14 protein-coding genes are annotated in these 14,293 nt (G+C 70.6%); 8 read left to right on the forward strand and 6 right to left on the reverse strand.

The features are described 5' to 3' along the window. Positions 1–119: 119 nt before the first annotated feature. Positions 120–1,682, reverse strand: a complete 1,563-nt coding sequence (gene mptB, locus ACYVLT_RS40235; protein WP_461125395.1) for a polyprenol phosphomannose-dependent alpha 1,6 mannosyltransferase MptB — start codon at positions 1,680–1,682, stop codon at positions 120–122. A 116-nt stretch (positions 1,683–1,798) separates the two neighbouring features. Between mptB and ACYVLT_RS40240 the strand changes: the two genes are divergently transcribed. Genes ACYVLT_RS40240 through ACYVLT_RS40275 form a run of 8 tightly spaced genes read left to right on the forward strand, consistent with a single transcriptional unit; the run spans position 1,799 to position 8,461 of the window. Continuing rightward, positions 1,799–2,500 carry a helix-turn-helix transcriptional regulator gene (locus ACYVLT_RS40240; protein ID WP_461125396.1) on the forward strand — a complete coding sequence of 234 codons (702 nt, stop codon included), beginning with the start codon at positions 1,799–1,801 and terminating at the stop codon, positions 2,498–2,500. Continuing rightward, positions 2,497–3,942, forward strand: a complete 1,446-nt coding sequence (sufB, locus tag ACYVLT_RS40245; protein ID WP_158852257.1) for a Fe-S cluster assembly protein SufB — start codon at positions 2,497–2,499, stop codon at positions 3,940–3,942. Before ACYVLT_RS40240 ends, sufB begins: the two co-directional genes overlap by 4 nt. A gap of 1 nt (position 3,943) precedes the next feature. Beyond that, positions 3,944–5,134, forward strand: a complete 1,191-nt coding sequence (gene sufD, locus ACYVLT_RS40250) for a Fe-S cluster assembly protein SufD (protein ID WP_461125397.1) — start codon at positions 3,944–3,946, stop codon at positions 5,132–5,134. Further along, a complete protein-coding gene (locus tag ACYVLT_RS40255) occupies positions 5,131–5,451 on the forward strand; it encodes a non-heme iron oxygenase ferredoxin subunit (RefSeq protein ID WP_461125398.1) in 321 nt (106 codons plus the stop codon). The genes sufD and ACYVLT_RS40255 overlap by 4 nt, the downstream gene beginning before the upstream one ends. Positions 5,452–5,502: 51 nt before the next feature. Further along, complete coding sequence (sufC, locus tag ACYVLT_RS40260) at positions 5,503–6,276, forward strand: Fe-S cluster assembly ATPase SufC (protein WP_461125399.1); 774 nt, start codon at positions 5,503–5,505, stop codon at positions 6,274–6,276. A 58-nt stretch (positions 6,277–6,334) separates the two neighbouring features. Next, positions 6,335–7,612: a cysteine desulfurase gene (locus ACYVLT_RS40265; protein ID WP_461125400.1), complete on the forward strand. Its 1,278-nt coding sequence runs from the start codon at positions 6,335–6,337 to the stop codon at positions 7,610–7,612. Between the two features lie 16 nt (positions 7,613–7,628). Then, positions 7,629–8,072: a Fe-S cluster assembly sulfur transfer protein SufU gene (gene sufU / locus ACYVLT_RS40270; RefSeq protein WP_360449898.1), complete on the forward strand. Its 444-nt coding sequence runs from the start codon at positions 7,629–7,631 to the stop codon at positions 8,070–8,072. Further along, positions 8,069–8,461: a metal-sulfur cluster assembly factor gene (locus ACYVLT_RS40275; protein ID WP_360449900.1), complete on the forward strand. Its 393-nt coding sequence runs from the start codon at positions 8,069–8,071 to the stop codon at positions 8,459–8,461. Before sufU ends, ACYVLT_RS40275 begins: the two co-directional genes overlap by 4 nt. A gap of 165 nt (positions 8,462–8,626) precedes the next feature. On the opposite strand, the gene ACYVLT_RS40280 is transcribed toward ACYVLT_RS40275, so the two are convergent. The 5 genes from ACYVLT_RS40280 to ACYVLT_RS40300 all read right to left on the reverse strand — a co-directional run bounded on the left by ACYVLT_RS40280 (position 8,627) and on the right by ACYVLT_RS40300 (position 14,133). Then, positions 8,627–9,043, reverse strand: coding sequence for a CBS domain-containing protein (locus ACYVLT_RS40280; RefSeq protein WP_461125401.1), 417 nt, complete (start codon positions 9,041–9,043; stop codon positions 8,627–8,629). Between the two features lie 101 nt (positions 9,044–9,144). Next, positions 9,145–10,263 (reverse strand): carboxylate-amine ligase, encoded by a 1,119-nt coding sequence (locus tag ACYVLT_RS40285; protein ID WP_461125402.1) that lies wholly within the window; start codon positions 10,261–10,263, stop codon positions 9,145–9,147. Positions 10,264–10,345: 82 nt separating this feature from the next. After that, positions 10,346–12,049 carry an EAL domain-containing protein gene (locus ACYVLT_RS40290; protein WP_461125403.1) on the reverse strand — a complete coding sequence of 568 codons (1,704 nt, stop codon included), beginning with the start codon at positions 12,047–12,049 and terminating at the stop codon, positions 10,346–10,348. Positions 12,050–12,090: 41 nt separating this feature from the next. After that, positions 12,091–13,164, reverse strand: a complete 1,074-nt coding sequence (locus ACYVLT_RS40295) for a lycopene cyclase family protein (RefSeq protein ID WP_461125404.1) — start codon at positions 13,162–13,164, stop codon at positions 12,091–12,093. Then, on the reverse strand, positions 13,165–14,133 hold the full coding sequence (locus tag ACYVLT_RS40300; RefSeq protein WP_461125405.1) for an MASE1 domain-containing protein: 969 nt from the start codon (positions 14,131–14,133) through the stop codon (positions 13,165–13,167). It abuts the gene before it with no gap. Positions 14,134–14,293: the final 160 nt, after the last annotated feature.

Genomic DNA, 14,293 nt, shown 5'->3' on the forward strand with positions numbered 1-14,293 from the left:
AGGCCCGGCGGCGTGCCGCTCGTCGTGAGCGTTGAATTCGGGTGTTCTGAACGTTGGACTCTCGCGTTCTGAGCGTTGGACTCTCGCGTTCTGGAGGTAGGACACGCGGCGAGTGGGGGTTAGGCGGAGCCGGGGAGGGGGTCGCGTTTGATCAGCGGGATCACCTGTTTGCGGGCGAAGATCAGGCACACGGCGAACGCGATCACGGCGCCCGTGACGGCCTGGGGCACGATGTAGGCACGCCCGTCGAACGCCGAACCCGTCGGCGGCAGGATCACCGCGATCACCGCGCTGACGGTGGTCGCGAACACCCGGAACCGGCGCGCCAGCACGGCCGTGGCCAGCGGCAACGCCGCCCACAGCACGTACCACGGCTGGAGCACGGGCCCCAGGACGAGGACCGCGCCCAGGCCCGCGCCCAACCCGTTCACGGCCTTGATCCGACCCCGGAACGCCTTCCACAGCAGCGTCGCCACGATCACCACCGACACCGCCTGCGTCACGATCCGCATCAGCACGATCATCGACTCGGTGTGGTTGCCCAGCCCGAGCAGCAGCCCCAGCCCGCCGCCCATGAACCCCATCGCGGTCGGCGGCGACATCCAGCTCTTCACCGTGCCGGCGACGTTCAACGTCTCCACCCAGCCGAACCCGAGCCCGGTGCCCACGCACGTCCCCACCATCACCACACCGGAGACGACCAGCAACAACAGCGCCGACTTCACCAGGTCGGAGAACCGCCCACCGCACCGCCGCGCGATCATCACGCCGAGGAACCCGAGGGCCAGCGCGGCCGGGATCTTCACCGCCGCGCCCATGGTGATCATCGTCGCGCCGAGGATGATCCACAACAGCTCTTCACGCGTCATAGGCGCGCCCGTGACCAGCGACAACCGGCGCAACGCCAGCTCAAGGCCCACCAGCATCAGGCCGATCGCCAAGCCCTCGTTGTGCACGCCCACGACCAGGTGGAACAACACCAGCGGGTTCGCCGCGCCCAACCACAGCGCGCCCACCGGCGGCACGCCGAAGCGCCGCGCGAGCCTGGGCAGCGCCCACACGATCATCGCCAGCCCCAGCAGCCCCAGCAGCCGGTGCAGGAAGATGCCGGGCAGCACGCTGTCCCCGGTCACCATCGAGATGACCCGCCCGACGGCCAGGAACAGCGGCCCGTACGGCGCGGGCGTCTCCCGCCAGATGTTCGGCACGTTCTTCGTCAGGTCGTGCTCGACGCCCAGCGCCGTCGCCGGACCGAGCTCGTACGGGTCCTGCCCGTTGGCCGCGATCTGCGACTGCGCCAGGTAGCTGTACACGTCCCGGCTGAACATGGGCAGCACGAACACCAGCGGCGTGATCCACATCAGCAGGGTGCGGTCCAGCTGGCTGCGCGACATCAGCCGGGGACGACCCGGTCGGGCGAACCGGCCCAGCCACAGCCACGCCGACACGATCAGGAACATGCCGGTCCACACCACGGCCATGGACGCGCTGGGCATCCGGACGAACAGCCCCAGCAGCGGCGTGCCCGGCAGCGGGCTGAACACCGGCGCGGCGCCCGACCCGAGCGAGCCCACGGCCAGCAGCAACGCCCCCACGGTGCCCCAGCGGCGGATGACGTCGAGCTGCCGCGTCTCGACGGCGTCGAGAGGTGCTGCCTCGCCGATGTCGCTCCGGTTAGTCATCACCAATCCGCCCGCCGTCACGTCCGAAGGGTAGCGACCGGCCCGCGCGGGTGACTCGGGTCACCCGATACCCGTCGATCTTTGCGACCGCCCGCGAAATACGCAACACTGGTGTTGTGAAAAACGCCGGGACCGATTCGACCGTGGTGCCGTCCGGGCACGACGGGCGTACCCGGCACGCCGTCGCACGGCTCCTGCTGGAGCAGGGCCCGGTGACCGCGGCCTCGGTCGCGGAACAGCTGGGCCTGAGCCCCACGGCGGTGCGCCGGCACATCGACGCGCTGGTGGCCGACGGCGAGGCGACCAGCAGGGAGGCCCCGCGCAGGGGTCAGCGCGGCCGGGGTCGCCCGGCCAAGCTCTTCCTGCTGACCGAGCAGGGGCGGGCCCGCTTCGGGCACGCCTACGACGACCTCGCCGTGGCCGCGTTGCGGTTCCTCGCCGAACAGGGCGGGGAGGAGGCGGTACGAACCTTCGCCGAACGACGGGTGTCCGCATTCGTCGACCGGCACCGCTCGGCCATCGTGGCCCAGCCCGACGGCGCGGAGCGGGCCAAGGCCCTCGCGGTCGCGCTGACCAGGGAGGGCTACGCTGCCTCGGCGCGTCACGTGGGGGCGGGCGAGCAGCTCTGCCAGCACCTGTGTCCCGTGGCGCACGTCGCGGCGGAGTTCCCGCAGCTGTGCGAGACCGAGACGGCGGCGTTCGCCGACCTGCTCGGCACGCACGTCCAGCGCCTGGCCACGATCGCCCGCGGCGACGCCGTGTGCACGACGCACATCCCGAACACACCCCGGATCCCAGATGGAGGGGAGCCCGCATGACTGCCGCTGCCGAGCAGCGCACCACCACAGCCCCGCTCACCCAGGAAGAGACCCTGGCGAGCATCGGCAACTACGAGTTCGGCTGGTCCGACTCGGACGTGGCAGGCGCGAGCGCTCGCCGGGGCCTGAACGAGGACGTCGTTCGGGACATCTCGGCGAAGAAGAACGAGCCCGAGTGGATGCTGGAGTTCCGGCTCAAGGCGCTGCGGTTGTTCGACCGCAAGCCCATGCCGACCTGGGGCTCCGACCTGTCGGGCATCGACTTCGACAACATCAAGTACTTCGTCCGGTCGACCGAGAAGCAGGCGGCGACCTGGGACGACCTGCCCGACGAGATCAAGAACACCTACGACCGCCTCGGCATCCCGGAGGCGGAGAAGCAGCGCCTGGTCTCCGGCGTCGCGGCCCAGTACGAGTCCGAGGTCGTCTACCACAAGATCCGCGAGGACCTCGAGGAACAGGGCGTCATCTTCCTGGACACCGACACGGCCCTGCGCGAGCACCCGGAGCTGTTCAAGGAGTACTTCGGCTCCGTCATCCCATCGGGTGACAACAAGTTCTCCGCGCTGAACTCCGCGGTGTGGTCGGGCGGCTCGTTCATCTACGTGCCCAAGGGTGTCCACGTCGACATCCCGCTCCAGGCCTACTTCCGGATCAACACCGAGAACATGGGCCAGTTCGAGCGCACGCTGATCATCGTCGACGAGGGCGCCTACGTGCACTACGTCGAGGGCTGCACCGCGCCGATCTACTCGTCGGACTCGCTGCACTCCGCCGTCGTGGAGATCATCGTCAAGAAGGGTGGTCGCTGCCGCTACACGACCATCCAGAACTGGTCGAACAACGTCTACAACCTGGTCACCAAGCGCGCCAAGGCCGAAGAGGGCGCGACCATGGAGTGGATCGACGGCAACATCGGCTCCAAGGTCACCATGAAGTACCCGGCCGTGTTCCTGATGGGCGAGCACGCCAAGGGCGAGGTCCTCTCGATCGCGTTCGCGGGCGAGGGCCAGCACCAGGACGCGGGCGCGAAGATGGTCCACATGGCGCCGTACACGTCGTCCACGATCGTGTCGAAGTCGGTGGCGCGCGGCGGTGGCCGCACCTCCTACCGCGGCCTCGTGCAGGTCAACAAGCGGGCGCACCACTCGAAGTCCACGGTCAAGTGCGACGCGCTGCTGGTGGACAACATCAGCCGCTCGGACACCTACCCCTACGTCGACGTCCGCGAGGACGACGTGTCGATGGGCCACGAGGCCACGGTCTCGAAGGTCTCCGAGGACCAGCTGTTCTACCTGATGTCGCGCGGCCTCAACGAGGACGAGGCCATGGCGATGATCGTGCGCGGGTTCGTCGAGCCCATCGCGCGCGAGCTGCCCATGGAGTACGCGCTGGAGTTGAACCGCCTGATCGAGCTTCAGATGGAAGGGGCCGTCGGCTGACATGGCCGTCACCACCGAACAGCAGCAGCACGGCCTGACGGCCCACTCGCACGGTGGCGCCGGGAAGACGGGTGCCGTCCCGATCTCCTCGCGCGCCGACCACTTCACGTCCTTCGACGTGAACGCGTTCGAGGTGCCCGGCGGTCGCGAGGAGATCTGGCGCTTCACCCCCATGAAGCGCCTGGCGAACCTGCACAACGGCGCCGAGGCGACCGGCACCGCGAAGGTCGAGGTCAACGCGCCCGAGGGCGTCACGGTCGAGACCGCGGCGCGCGGCGACCAGCGGCTCGGCGTCGCGGGCACCCCCGGTGACCGCGTCGCCGCCCAGGCCTGGTCGTCGTTCACCGAGGCCACCGTCGTCACCCTCCCCGGTGACGCGAAGTCCGAGCCGACCACCGTCACGGTGACCGGCCCGGGCGAGGGCCGGGTCGCCTACGGTCACCTGCACGTGCACGCCAAGCAGTTCGCCGAGGCCGTCGTCGTCATCGACCACCGCGGCTCCGGCGCGTACGCCGACAACATCGAGATCGTCGTCGACGACGGCGCGCACCTCACCGTGGTCGCCATCCAGGACTGGGCCGACGACGCGGTGCACGTGTCCTCGCACCACGCCAAGCTGGGCCGCGACGCCACGTTCAAGCACACCGTCATCACCCTCGGTGGCGACGTCGTGCGCCTCACCCCGGTGGTGACCTACACCGGGCGCGGCGGCGACGCCGAGCTGCTCGGCCTGTACTTCGCCGACGCGGGCCAGCACCTGGAGCACCGCACCTTCATCGACCACTCGGCGTCCAACTGCCGCAGCAACGTGGTCTACAAGGGCGCGCTCCAGGGCGAGGACGCGCACACCGTGTGGATCGGCGACGTGCTGATCCGGGCCGCCGCCGAGGGCACCGAGACCTTCGAGCTCAACCGCAACCTGGTGCTCACCGACGGCGCCCGCGCCGACTCGGTGCCCAACCTGGAGATCGAGACCGGCGAGATCGAGGGCGCGGGCCACGCCAGCGCCACCGGCCGGTTCGACGACGAGCAGCTGTTCTACCTCCAGGCCCGCGGCATCCCGGAGGACCAGGCACGCCGGCTGGTCGTGCGCGGGTTCTTCCACGAGATCCTGCTCAAGATCGCCGTTCCCGAGGTGCGCGAGCGCCTGGAAGCCGCCATCGAGGCGGAGCTCGAAGCGGTGGGCGTGTGATCAGGGTGTGCTCGCTGACCGACCTCGACGACCGCAAGCCCGCGGCGTTCGAGGTCGGCGACGAGTACACCCCGGTCGTGCTCGTCCGCGACGGCGAGGCCGTGCACGCGCTGCGCGACCTGTGCTCGCACGCCGAGGTCGCGCTCAGCGAGGGCGAGGTGACGCGCAAGGGCGTGGAGTGCTGGCTGCACGGCTCGTGCTTCGACCTGCGCACCGGCCGCCCGTCCTCGCCGCCCGCCACCGACCCGGTCGACGTGTTCGCCGTCGAGCTCCGCGCCGGTGACGTCTACGTCGACGTCACCACAGCCGTGAACTGACCACGGCTACGAACCGACTTTCGCTCGCAACACCAGGAGAACGAAGCACCAATGGCCACTCTGGAGATCAAGGACCTGCACGTCTCGGTCAACACCGACGAGGGCTCCAAGGAGATCCTCAAGGGCGTCGACCTGACCATCAACGCAGGTGAGACCCACGCGATCATGGGTCCCAACGGCTCGGGCAAGTCCACCCTGTCCTACGCCATCGCCGGGCACCCCAAGTACCAGATCACCTCCGGCAGCGTGCTGCTGGACGGCGTGGACGTGCTGGAGATGACCGTCGACGAGCGCGCCCGCGCGGGCCTGTTCCTCGCCATGCAGTACCCGGTCGAGGTGCCCGGCGTCTCGATGTCGAACTTCCTGCGCACCGCCGCCACCGCCGTGCGCGGCGAGGCCCCGAAGCTGCGCCTCTGGGTCAAGGAGGTCAAGCAGGCGATGTCCGACCTGGACATCGACCCGGCCTTCGCCGAGCGCTCGGTCAACGAGGGCTTCTCCGGCGGCGAGAAGAAGCGCCACGAGATCCTCCAGCTCGGGCTGCTCCAGCCGAAGATCGCGATCCTCGACGAGACCGACTCGGGCCTGGACGTCGACGCGCTGCGCGTGGTGTCCGAGGGCGTGAACCGGTACAAGCAGTCCGGCGAGGTCGGCGTGATGCTGATCACGCACTACACCCGGATCCTCAAGTACATCTCGCCCGACTTCGTGCACGTCTTCGCCGGGGGCCGCATCGCCGAGTCCGGCGGCCCGGAGCTGGCCGACAAGCTCGAGGCCGAGGGTTACGTGAAGTACATCGGCAAGCAGGAAGCCGCGGGCATCGCCTGACGTTGCACCCCGTGGGCGACCTGTCCGTGAACACGTATCGAGAGGAGGCGTCGGAGCAGTGACCACCACCGCGGCTGCGCTGGACGTCGTAGGCGTCCGGGCGGACTTCCCGATCCTTGGCCGCACCGTGCGGGAGGGCAAGCGGCTGGTCTACCTGGACTCCGGCGCCACCTCGCAACGCCCGAGGCAGGTCCTCGACGCCGAGCGCGCCTTCCTGGAAACCGCCAACGCCGCGGTGCACCGGGGCGCGCACCAACTGGCGGAAGAGGCCACCGACGCCTACGAGGGCGCCAGGCAGAAGATCGCCGACTTCGTGGGTGTCGACCACGGCGAGATCGTGTTCACCAAGAACGCGACCGAGGGCGTGAACCTCGTCGCCTACGCGATGGGCAACGCGGCCACCGCCGGTCCCGAGGCCGAGCGGTTCCGCGTCGGTCCCGGCGACGAGATCGTGGTGACCGAGATGGAGCACCACGCGAACCTCGTGCCGTGGCAGCAGCTGGCCGCCCGCACGGGCGCCACGCTGCGCTGGTTCGGCGTCACCGACGAGGGCCGCCTCGACCTGTCGAACCTGGACGAGCTGGTCAACGCCCGCACGAAGGTCGTCGCGTTCACCCACCAGTCCAACGTGCTCGGCACCGTGAACCCGGTGCGCGTGCTGGCGGACGCGGCTCGCGCGGTGGGCGCGCTCACCGTGCTGGACGCCTGCCAGTCCGTGCCGCACAGCCCGGTCGACCTCGCCGCGCTGGGCGTGGACTTCGCCGTGTTCAGCGGCCACAAGATGCTCGGCCCGTCCGGCATCGGCGTCCTCTACGGCCGCCGTGAGCTGCTGGAAGCCCTGCCGCCGTTCCTCACCGGCGGTTCGATGATCGAGATGGTCCACATGGCGAAGTCGACCTTCGCCCCGCCGCCCGCGCGGTTCGAGGCGGGCGTGCCCATGACGTCGCAGGCGGTGGCGCTGGGCGCGGCGGTGGACTACCTCAACGCCATCGGCATGGACCGCGTCGCCGCGCACGAGCACCTGCTCACCGAGGCGGCGCTGCGCGGTCTCGCCGAGGTCCCCGGCGTGCGGGTCGTCGGACCGCTCGACACGGTCGACCGCGGCGGCGCGGTGTCGTTCGTCGTCGACGGCATCCACGCGCACGACGCGGGCCAGGTGCTCGACAGCCTGGGCGTCGCGGTGCGCGTCGGCCACCACTGCGCGTGGCCCCTGCACCGGCGGATGGACGCCGCCGCGACCGTGCGGGCCAGCTTCTACCTGTACAACACGGTGGACGAGGTGACCGCCCTGGTGGACGCCGTCCGCGAGGCGCAGAAGTTCTTCGGCGTTCGATGACTTTCGGGTGGGCGTGATGCAGCTGCAGCAGATGTACCAGGAGATCATCCTGGACCACTACAAGAACCCGCACGGTCGCGGCCTGCGCGACCCGTTCGACGCCGAGTCGCACCAGATCAACCCGACCTGCGGCGACGAGGTGACGTTGCGGGTCAGCCTCGACGGCGAGATCGTCCGCGACGTGTCGTACGACGGTCAGGGCTGTTCCATCAGCCAGGCCTCCACCTCGGTGTTGACCGATCTGGTGGTGGGCAGGCCGTTGGGCGAGGCGTTCGAGAAGCTGGACGCGTTCGTGGAGCTCATGCAGGGCCGCGGCCAGGTGGAGCCCGACGAGGACGTCCTGGAGGACGGCATCGCGTTCGCGGGCGTGGCGAAGTACCCGGCGCGCGTGAAGTGCGCGCTGCTGGGCTGGATGGCGTTCAAGGACGCGGTGGCACGCAGCGAGGGAGCAAAGGCATGACCGCCGAAGAGGACGTGGTGCGCGGCATCGAGGGCATGCCCGAGCCGCCCGCCCCGAAGGCCGAGGTCGCGGCCGTGGACGACGTCGAGGAGGCCATGCGCGACGTGGTCGACCCCGAGCTGGGCATCAACGTCGTCGACCTCGGCCTGGTCTACGACATCCGCGTGGACGAGGAGAACGTCGCGCTCATCGACATGACCCTGACGTCCGCGGCGTGCCCGCTGACCGACGTCATCGAGGACCAGACGCGGTCGGCGCTGGTCGGCGGTGGGGGCGGCGGGCTCGTCGACGACTTCCGCATCAACTGGGTCTGGATGCCCCCGTGGGGGCCGGAGAAGATCACCGACGACGGCCGCGAACAGCTGCGCGCCCTCGGCTTCACCGTCTGACCCATCTCCAACGCCAGAGCAGGGGTCCCCGCCAAGGGGACCCCTGCTTTGAGGTTACCGGCGAGGACCGACAGTTGCGGGCCCTCGGCAGCCGCCTGTGGACAACCGTGCGCGGTCGTCGGTGAGCGATGTGGACGAGCGGTGGTCAGCGGGCGGCGTAGGCGGTCAGCGTGCGGCGTAGACGCGTTCCACGAACTCGGCGATCTGCGACTCGGTCAAGTGCCGGGCGAGGTCCGCCTCCGACACCATCCCCACCAGCCGGTGGTCCTCGATCACCGGGACCCGGCGGATCTGGTTGTCCTCCATCGTCCGCAGCACGTGCGACAGGTCGTCGTCCGCGTTCACCCAGTGCAGGTGCCCGGACATCTCCCCGGCCGTCATCGATGCGGGATCCCGGCCTTCGGCCACGCAGCGCAGCACGATGTCACGATCGGTGATGATCCCGTGCAGCTTGTCGTCCTCGCCGCAGATCGGCAACGAGCCGACGCCCAACTCGCGCATCATCCGCGCCGCGTCACGCAGGCTCTGGTCCTCCTTGATGCACTGGACACCGGCGTTCATGATCTCCCGTGCGGTGGTCATGCCGAACCTCCTTGGTCGCGTACGTCCAGCATGCGCCGACCGGACGCTCCCAGCACCTCGACCGGCAACCACCCCGGCCGACAACCACCCCGGCCGGACGCCTACGCCGTCTCCGCGACCAGCATCTCCACCACGTCCGCGAGCGACCCGCGCCGACCGAACGCCCGCCGCTGCCGCACCGCACCCGTGCCGTCCAGCAGCAACCGGTCGATGCCGTCCACCACCAGGTCCTCGTCCCCCGCCGCACGCAGCACCGGGCGCGTCCACTCCACCAACGCCCGCACCATGTCCACCGCGGGCACCAGCCGACCGGTGCGCGGCTCGATCGCCGCGCCGTCCAACCCGTCCCGCGCCGCCCGCCACAACGCCGTCCGCAACGCCAGGTCCGACACCCGCTGCGCGGGCGCGCCGGCCAACGCGGTCCCCGCTATCGCCCGCACCAACGCCGCCAGCACCACCGCCTCGTCCGCGGTCATCGGGACGTCGCACACCCGCAGCTCCACCGTCGGGTGACGGGCCGACAGCCGCACGTCCCAGTAGACCATCGCCTGGTCCAACGCCGCCCCGCCCGACCGCAGCACCCGCGTGCCCCGGTGGTAGTCCTCCGCCGACTCGAACCACGGCGGCACGCCCGCCGACGGCCACGGGCTCCACGCCTGGTAGCGCCAGCTCGCGTACCCCGTGTCCCGCTCCTCCGAGAACGGCGAGTTCGCGCTGATCGCCAACAGCACCGGCAGCCACTCCCGCAGGTGGTTGCTGATCAGCACACCGGTGTCCTCGTCCGGGATCCCGATGTGCACGTGGCACCCGCAGATGGTCAGCCCGTCGATCAACGACCCGTACTCCGCGGCGATGGCGCGGTAGCGGTCGTCGTCGGTCAACGGCGGCGGCCGGAGACCACCCAGCACCGGCGTCCCGCTCGCCACGACCCGCGCGCCGTGCGCACCCGCCAACGCCGACAGCGCACGCCGTGCCGCCACCAACTGCTCGCGCACCTCGGCCATGCTCCGGCACACCCGCGTGGCGCTCTCCACCTGGTAGAGCGTCATCTCCGCCTGGAGGTCCGGCCCGGACACCCCGGCGCCGCCCAGCACCGGGCCCGCCAGCGGCACCAACACCCCGGTGTCGGCGTCCACCAGCAGGAACTCCTCCTCCACCCCGACCGAGAGCGGCAGATCGGAGACGACTCGCGGAAGCGGTAGGGCGAAGACCTCGCTCACCAGGGACCTCCCTGCGGTGGGTAGTCGGCCTGATGCTATGAGTAACCAACCGCACCGCACATGCGGCTTTGCGGTGAACTTCCTAACTTACCGCCAGGTGCGGCCCACCGCGCAGCACGTCGACGTGGTCGCTGCCCGGCCGACCCAGCACCCAACTCGTGCCCCGCAGCGACTTCGCGTGCTCCTTCAACGGCGCCAGCAACCGCGACACCTCCCGGTAGGACCCCACCGACCCGGCCGCGCAGATCAACGTCGCCAACGACAACGTCACCCCGCGCCCCTCCGCCTCGAACGGCACGTCCAGCACACCGGCGGAGAACGGCACGATCTCGTTCAACCCCGCCACCACCAGGAAGTCGTCCCCGCCCACGTGCCCCACCTGCACGCCCGGGTACACCGCAGCCCCCTCGGTCAGCGCCCGCCCTATCGCCCGGATCAGGTCGTCACCGGCCGCGAACCCCGCCGAGTCGTTGACCCGCTTGAACGCGTCCACGTCCAGCCACCCCACCGCGAACAACTCGCCGCCCAGGATGCGCCGGTCCACCTCCCGCGCGATCGAGTCACTACCCGGCAACCGCGTCAGCGGGCTCAACGCCGCGGCCTGCTCCACCTTCATCTCGGCGACACCGCGCACCACGTCCGCGACCCGCACCACGCCCAGGCAGCGGTCGTCGTCGTCCACGACCACCAGGTCGTCGTTGGTGCGCTCGCGGTTGGCGTGCGCCACCACGTCCAGCAGCTCCAGCGCGCTCGAATCCGCGCCGATCAGCTTCGGCTTGTCCGCCAGCCGCGCCGCCTCCCGCTTGGCGTGCAGGGCGTGCCCGAACGGCCCCGTCACCGCCAGCAGGAACCGGTTGCGGTCCACCGTCCACCGCGGCCGGCCACCGTCGTCCACGAGCACCACGCCGGTGACCGTCGGCTGGTTCGCCAGCACGTCGCGCACCTCCTCGGACGTCGCCGAGTCGGGCAGCGTGGTCGCCGGGTGCAGGAAGTCGGTGACCTTCGGACCGGACTTGCGCCGCAGCGGCGCCGTCATCGTGCTGGTGATCGCCTCCGGGTCGTTGACCTCGCTCAACACCGCGGAGATGGTCGCGTCCACCTTCGGCCGCCGCTGCGGGCTGGCCAGCAGGTTGCCCTGCGCGAGCCGCACACCCAGCCTGCGCAGCGCGGCCAGCTGCGCCTCGGTCTCCACGCCCTCCGCCACGACCAGCGACCCGGTGTGCTCGCACAGGTGCTGCAACGCCTGGGTCAGCGCGTACCGGGCGGGGTCGGTGGGCAGCGCCACCACCACCTCGCGGTCCAGCTTGATCACGTCCGGGTGCACCTCGGTCAGCAGCGACAGCGGCGAGTCGCCCTCGCCCACGCCGTCCAGGCCGATCCGGAACCCGTCCTGCCGCAGCCGCTCGACACCCTTCACCAGCAGCCGGCGCGGCGCGCGCGAGTACGGCGTGCCGATCTCGACCACCAGGTCGGCGGGGGTGCGGCCGACCTCGCGCAGCGCGCCGTACAGCGGGGCCATCAGCTCGGGCTTGTCCGCGACGGTCAACGCGAGCAGGTTGACGTGCAGCGGCACGCCGAGGCCGTGCTCGGCCGCGTGCCGGACCGCGCGGCACGCGAGGGCCACGTCGGTGTTGGCCAGGTACCCGGCGCGGAACGCCATCCGCAGCAGGTCCTGCACGGTGCCGTCGTGCGGTCGGGCCAGCGCTTCCACCGCCACGACCCCTCCGGTGTGGAGGTTGAACAACGGCTGGAAGGCGAACCGGACGTCATCCAGCAAGGCGGGCACGGCCCCGATCGTGCCCGGTCGATCTTCTTTTGCCGAGACCGTTAACCAGGTGTTCTCACACTTTTGGCCGATTGCACAGGAAATACCAACCGGGCCCGCATACCCCACCCCGTCGAACCGAACAGCCGGACCATCGCACGGGCGGTCCCACGCAGGTCAGCGTGCCCACCGAGGTAGTCCCGTTGAAGACTGTCGGGTAATTGAAAAAATCTGTTGAAGAATTCCGGCACCTCGTCGGGCGGCAGTGCCAGCAACGCCGCCAGACCTCTCAACCGCAACCGGCGCACCGCCCGTTCCGCCGCCGACCGCGCCACCGGACGGCCCGCCGCGATCGCCTCCGCCACCACCGGCGCCCGCCGCAGCGCCGCCGCCACGCTGTACCCCGTCGCCGGGTGGATCCACCCCGCCGCCGCGCCGAACGCACCGTCCCGCGCCCGCCCGTCCAACGTGATGCGCACCCGTTCCTCGTCCTCCGGCACCGGGATGCCGTGCGCGGCCAGGCGCGCGTGCAACCGGAGCCGCAGTTCGCGCAACGGCAGACCCGGGCGGCGCGCCAACGACGTCTCCTCCAGCAGCACCTCGTCCGCCGACACCGGGATCGCGTAGAGGAACGTCGGATCACCCGTCGTGGCCGCCGGCGGCTTGCGCCAATCCATGATCAACGCCTCGTCCGCGCCGACGAACGGCGTTGCCCGCCCGGCCGGGACCACCACGCCGACCGCCGTCTGCGCCGCCCGACCACCCACCGTGCCGCTCGCGTCCACCACCCGCCCGGTCAGCACCCGCCCGTCGGCCAACGTCGCCGCGGTGCCCGTGCGGCTGACCACCCGACCCGCGATCACCCGCACCCCGTCCGGGAGCCACCGCAACCGCTCGTTGTCCAACACCGCGTAACCCCGGTCGATCACGTGCTCCGCCGTGGTCACCGCACGGGCTTTGGAGGTCACCACCGCCACCGGCGCGTCGGACGGCAACTCGTCCGCCCACGCCGCGTAGGTCGCGCGCCACGGTCGACCCGGGCTCGGGTCGACCAACGTCGTACCCAGCCCCCTCGCCGCACACGCCCGCGCCAACGCCCGTCCCGCGGGCCCGCCACCTACGACCACGACGTCCACTCAGCGCTTCTCCGGGGGTTTGGGCGGCAGCAGGTCGCCCAGCACCAGCGGCTGGTACTGCGCCACCACGTTCGCCAACTGCTCCACCGTCCGCTCGATCGCCCGCCGCGCCGCGTTCCGCTCCGCGATCACCGCCGACAACAACAGGGCCGTCAACACCACGGTCCCGTTGAACGCCTGCAACGTCACCATGCGCACCACCAGGTCCAGATCCGCGAACGGACCGGTGCCGCGCGCCGCGCCCCGTGCCGCCAGGGTCGTCGCGACCAATGCGCACGGCGCCGTGCCGAGGTGCTGGAACCGCAGTGCCGCCCAGATCAGGAACGGGAACACCAAGTACATCAGCCGCAGGTCGTTGGTGCTCGCCACGGTCATGACCACCGCCGTGCTCACCAGCAACCCGGCGGCCTCCACCCAGCGCCGCAGGGAGTGGTTGCGCAGGCGCAGGGAGCGGAACGCCAGCACGATCGGCACGAGCACCAGCACGCCCAGCGCGTCGCCGGTCCACCACACCGTCCACGTCGACCAGAACGACGCGCCGTCGATCACGCCCGTCACCAGGAGCGTGCCCGAGCCGATCGTCGCGCTGACGGCCATGCCCACCAACCCGGCCAACAACACCAGCGCGAGCGCGTCACGCGTGCGGTCCATCTCCAGCCGGAAGCCGACCCGCTTCAGCAACAGGTACGCCACCACGGGGCCGAGGGTGTTGCCCGCGGAGATGAGGATCGTCGCGCCGAGGTCGGTGAGCGTGAAGTTGACCGCGAACGCACCCAACGCGATGCCCGGCCACAACTTCATCCCACCCAGCAGCAGCGCGAGCACGGCGACACCGGTCGGCGGCCACAGCGGGGTCACCTGGTCGTTCACCAACGCTTGGAGGAGTCCGATTCCGGCACCCACGTAGTAGGCACCCGCGACGACGGCGAGGTGGAGCACGTACCGGCCGAGCCGGGGGGAGGGCTGCACGGCCACAGCATCCACCGTTCCACGGAGTCGCACCACGCCTAGCTGCGGAGATGCCCTGACCGACCCCCCGATTTCACTATCCGAGGGCGCTCGTGTAAGTTTCTCTCTGCCAGCGCGGAACGGGCCGGAGAGAGACCGGAACGGAGCGCGGCGGACATCA

It is taken from the genome of Saccharothrix stipae (assembly GCF_054781895.1).

Bases quoted from the DNA above. Each gene is read 5' to 3' on its own strand.
- ACYVLT_RS40280 (WP_461125401.1), bottom strand. From the start codon at position 9,043: ATGACCACCGCACGGGAGATCATGAACGCCGGTGTCCAGTGCATCAAG.
- sufU (WP_360449898.1), top strand. From the start codon at position 7,629: ATGCAGCTGCAGCAGATGTACCAGGAGATCATCCTGGACCACTACAAG.
- ACYVLT_RS40275 (WP_360449900.1), top strand. From the start codon at position 8,069: ATGACCGCCGAAGAGGACGTGGTGCGCGGCATCGAGGGCATGCCCGAG.
- sufC (WP_461125399.1), top strand. From the start codon at position 5,503: ATGGCCACTCTGGAGATCAAGGACCTGCACGTCTCGGTCAACACCGAC.
- mptB (WP_461125395.1), bottom strand. From the start codon at position 1,682: ATGACTAACCGGAGCGACATCGGCGAGGCAGCACCTCTCGACGCCGTC.
- sufB (WP_158852257.1), top strand. From the start codon at position 2,497: ATGACTGCCGCTGCCGAGCAGCGCACCACCACAGCCCCGCTCACCCAG.
- sufD (WP_461125397.1), top strand. From the start codon at position 3,944: ATGGCCGTCACCACCGAACAGCAGCAGCACGGCCTGACGGCCCACTCG.